At 65.4% G+C, this 3752-nt stretch carries 3 protein-coding genes; all 3 read left to right on the forward strand.

Annotated features, from left to right (window positions below; all coding sequences use genetic code 11):
- On the forward strand, window positions 1-220 hold a 220-nt coding region (locus tag ACN675_RS28300), incomplete at its 5' end, for a ComF family protein (protein WP_420753978.1).
- A 187-nt stretch (window positions 221-407) separates the two neighbouring features.
- On the forward strand, window positions 408-1073 hold the full coding sequence (gene hpf / locus ACN675_RS28305) for a ribosome hibernation-promoting factor, HPF/YfiA family (RefSeq protein WP_420753979.1): 666 nt from the start codon (window positions 408-410) through the stop codon (window positions 1071-1073).
- A 176-nt stretch (window positions 1074-1249) separates the two neighbouring features.
- A partial coding sequence (gene secA, locus ACN675_RS28310) for a preprotein translocase subunit SecA (protein ID WP_420753980.1) occupies window positions 1250-3752 on the forward strand: 2503 nt, incomplete at its 3' end.

Raw genomic sequence — 3752 nt, forward strand, 5'->3', positions numbered from 1 at the left:
TCGTGGGGTCCGGGACTCCGTGGGATTGTCCGCCGCGCAGCGGCACCGGAACCTCGCCGGACGGGTGCGGCTGCGCCGGGGAAGCGATGTGCCGAGGGAGTTCCCGGTGCTCCTCGTGGACGACGTGATGACCACCGGAACGACCGCGACGGAGTCCGTGCGAGTGCTCACAGCAGCCGGATTCCGTCCATGGGGAGTGCTTGTGATTGCTGCCGCGTAAGTGTGCGCGAGTGAAATTCAGCGGAACGGTGGCACTCGCGGAGGTTCCGTACTACCGTCGCCCTCAGACCCGGAAAACACTGGTAGACGGGTGGAAACGTTCGATCCGCCGGTTCCGGGCGGAGCGCTGATGCGCTCATCGAACATGCCGGTGCGCGGGCTGCACCGGCCGTACTCGGGAGGTACGAGTGACGACCCCTTCGAAGTCCAAGGTTTCCGCTGCAGGTCTCGATGGCGAAGCCGCCGGTCCCAAGGCAGACATCGTCGTCAAGGGACGCAACGTCGAGGTTCCGGACCACTTCCGGATCTACGTGTCCGAGAAACTCGCCCGATTGGAGCGATTCGATCCGACCATTTTCCTTTTCGATGTCGAACTGCAGCACGAGCGCAACCGCCGTCAGATGAAGAGTTGTCAGCGCGTCGAGATCACCGCCCGGGGTAAGGGCCCGATCGTCCGTGCCGAGGCGTCCGCCGACAGCTTCTACGCGGCCTTCGAGTCGGTTACCGACAAACTCGAGTCCCGTCTGCGGCGTACCAAGGAGCGTCGCAAGGTCTCCTACGGTGACAAGACTCCCGTTTCCGTTGCCGCCGCCACCGCGGTGCTCGCTCAGGACGATTCGCTCGGAATCTCGCGGGATCTGGCACAGGAGTTCGAAGCGGAGGACAAGGGCGGTCCCGGTCGGATCGTCCGGACGAAGGAGCACAAGGCCGAGCCGATGACCGTCGACGACGCCCTGTACGAGATGGAACTGGTCGGCCACGACTTCTATCTGTTCCACGACAAGGAAACGGACAGGCCGTCGGTCGTCTACCGTCGGCACGCGTTCGACTACGGCCTGATCAGCCTGGTCTGAATGCCCGGTCGGAGCGGTCGCAATCGCAACCGCTCCGGCCGAACGCCTACCATGGAATCCGGCCGGGGACCGACGAGGCCCTCGGCCGGATTTTCTTGTCCGTGCACGAACCCGAGATTGAGGACGAACACCCAGTGCTTTCGCTGACGAAGCTGCTCCGGATCGGTGAAGGTCGCATGGTCAAGCGACTGAAGCACATCGCCGAGCACGTCGAATCCCTGTCGCCGGAGTTCGAGGCGCTCACCGACGCGGAACTGCGCGCCAAGACGGACGAGTTCCGCAAGCGGTATGCGGACGGGGAAACCCTCGACGACCTGCTGCCGGAGGCGTTCGCGGTGGCCCGTGAGGCCTCCTGGCGAGTTCTCGGACAGAAGCACTACACGGTGCAGATCATGGGTGGCGCGGCGCTGCACTTCGGCAACATCGCCGAGATGAAGACCGGTGAGGGCAAGACCCTCACCTGTGTGCTGCCGGCCTACCTCAACGCCCTGTCCGGCGACGGTGTGCACGTCGTGACCGTGAACGACTACCTCGCCAAGCGCGACTCCGAGTGGATGGGCCGCGTGCACCGCTCCCTCGGCCTGAGCACCGACGTGATCCTGTCGGGGCTCACCCCTGCGCAGCGCCGCGCGGCCTACGCCGCGGACATCACGTACGGCACGAACAACGAGTTCGGCTTCGACTACCTGCGTGACAACATGACGCACTCGCTCGACGACCTGGTCCAGCGTGGGCACAACTTCGCGGTCGTCGACGAGGTCGACTCCATCCTGATCGACGAGGCCCGGACGCCGCTGATCATCTCCGGCCCCGCGGATGCGTCGAGCAAGTGGTACTCCGAGTTCGCGCGGATCGCGCAGATGCTCGAACCGGAAACCCACTACGAGATCGACATCCGCAAGCGGACCGTCGGCGTCCACGAGGCGGGCGTCGAGTTCGTCGAGGACCAGCTCGGCATCGACAACCTGTACGAGGCCGCGAACTCGCCGCTGGTGAGCTACCTGAACAACGCCATCAAGGCCAAGGAGCTCTACACCAAGGACAAGGACTACATCGTCCGCGACGGCGAGGTCGTCATCGTCGACGAGTTCACCGGCCGCGTGCTGACGGGTCGCCGCTACAACGAGGGCATGCACCAGGCGATCGAGGCCAAGGAGAAGGTCGAGATCAAGGCCGAGAACCAGACCCTCGCCACGATCACGCTGCAGAACTACTTCCGTCTCTACGACAAGCTCTCGGGTATGACCGGTACCGCCGAGACCGAGGCCGCCGAGCTGCATCAGATCTACGGCCTCGGCGTCATCCCCATCCCGACCAACCGCGAGATGATCCGCGTCGACCAGGGCGACCTGATCTACAAGACCGAGGAAGCGAAGTTCGCAGCCGTCGTCGACGACGTGGTCGAGCGGCACCAGAAGGGCCAGCCGGTCCTCATCGGTACCACCAGCGTCGAGCGTTCGGAGTACCTGTCGCGGCAGTTCACCAAGCGCGGCATCGTCCACAGCGTGCTCAACGCGAAGTTCCACGAGCAGGAAGCGCAGATCATCGCCGAGGCCGGCCGGTCCGGTGCGGTGACCGTCGCGACGAACATGGCCGGTCGCGGTACCGACATCGTGCTCGGCGGCAACCCGGACATTCTCGCCGACATCGCGCTGCGTCGCCGTGGCCTGGATCCCGTGCACACGCCCGAGGAATACGAGGCCGCGTGGGACGACACCCTCGAGAAGATCAAGGCCGAGGTCAAGGCGGACGCCGAGAAGGTCAAGGCGGCGGGCGGCCTGTACGTGCTCGGCACCGAACGGCACGAGTCCCGGCGTATCGACAACCAGCTCCGCGGCCGCTCCGGACGTCAGGGCGATCCCGGCGAGTCCCGGTTCTACCTCTCGCTCGGTGACGAGCTGATGCGCCGCTTCAACGGCGCCGCGCTCGAATCGATCATGACGCGGCTCAACCTGCCCGACGATGTGCCGATCGAGGCGAAGATGGTCTCGAAGGCCATCAAGAGCGCCCAGACCCAGGTCGAGCAGCAGAACTTCGAGATCCGCAAGAACGTCCTCAAGTACGACGAGGTGATGAACCAGCAGCGCACCGTCATCTACGACGAGCGCCGCCGGATCCTGCGCGGAGAGAACCTCGAGGGACAGATCGAGTCGATGATCCGCGACGTGGTCACCGCCTACGTCGACGGCGCAACCTCCGAGGGCTACGTCGAGGACTGGGATCTCGAGCAGTTGTGGACCGCCCTCCGGACGCTCTACCCCGTCGGGGTCGACTACAAGGAACTGGTCGCGGCGAACGAGGACCTCGGCCGGGACGAGTTGCGGGAGATCCTGCTCGAGGACGCGGAGAAGGCGTACGCGCGGCGTGAGGCCGAGATCGAGAGCATTGCGGGCGAAGGTGCGATGCGCGAGCTCGAGCGTCGTGTCCTGCTGTCGGTGCTCGACCGCAAGTGGCGCGAGCACCTCTACGAGATGGACTACCTCAAGGAAGGCATCGGGCTGCGCGCGATGGCGCAGCGCGACCCGCTGGTCGAGTACCAGCGCGAGGGCTTCGACATGTTCACCGGCATGCTCGACGCGCTCAAGGAGGAGTCGGTCGGGTTCCTGTTCAACCTGCAGGTCGAGGCGGCGCAGCCGCAGGCACCGGCAACCGGCGGGGTCAGCGTGACCGCGGCCTCCG

The sequence above is a fragment of the Rhodococcus sp. O3 genome (genome assembly GCF_048897285.1).
Lineage (GTDB): Bacteria > Actinomycetota > Actinomycetes > Mycobacteriales > Mycobacteriaceae > Rhodococcus.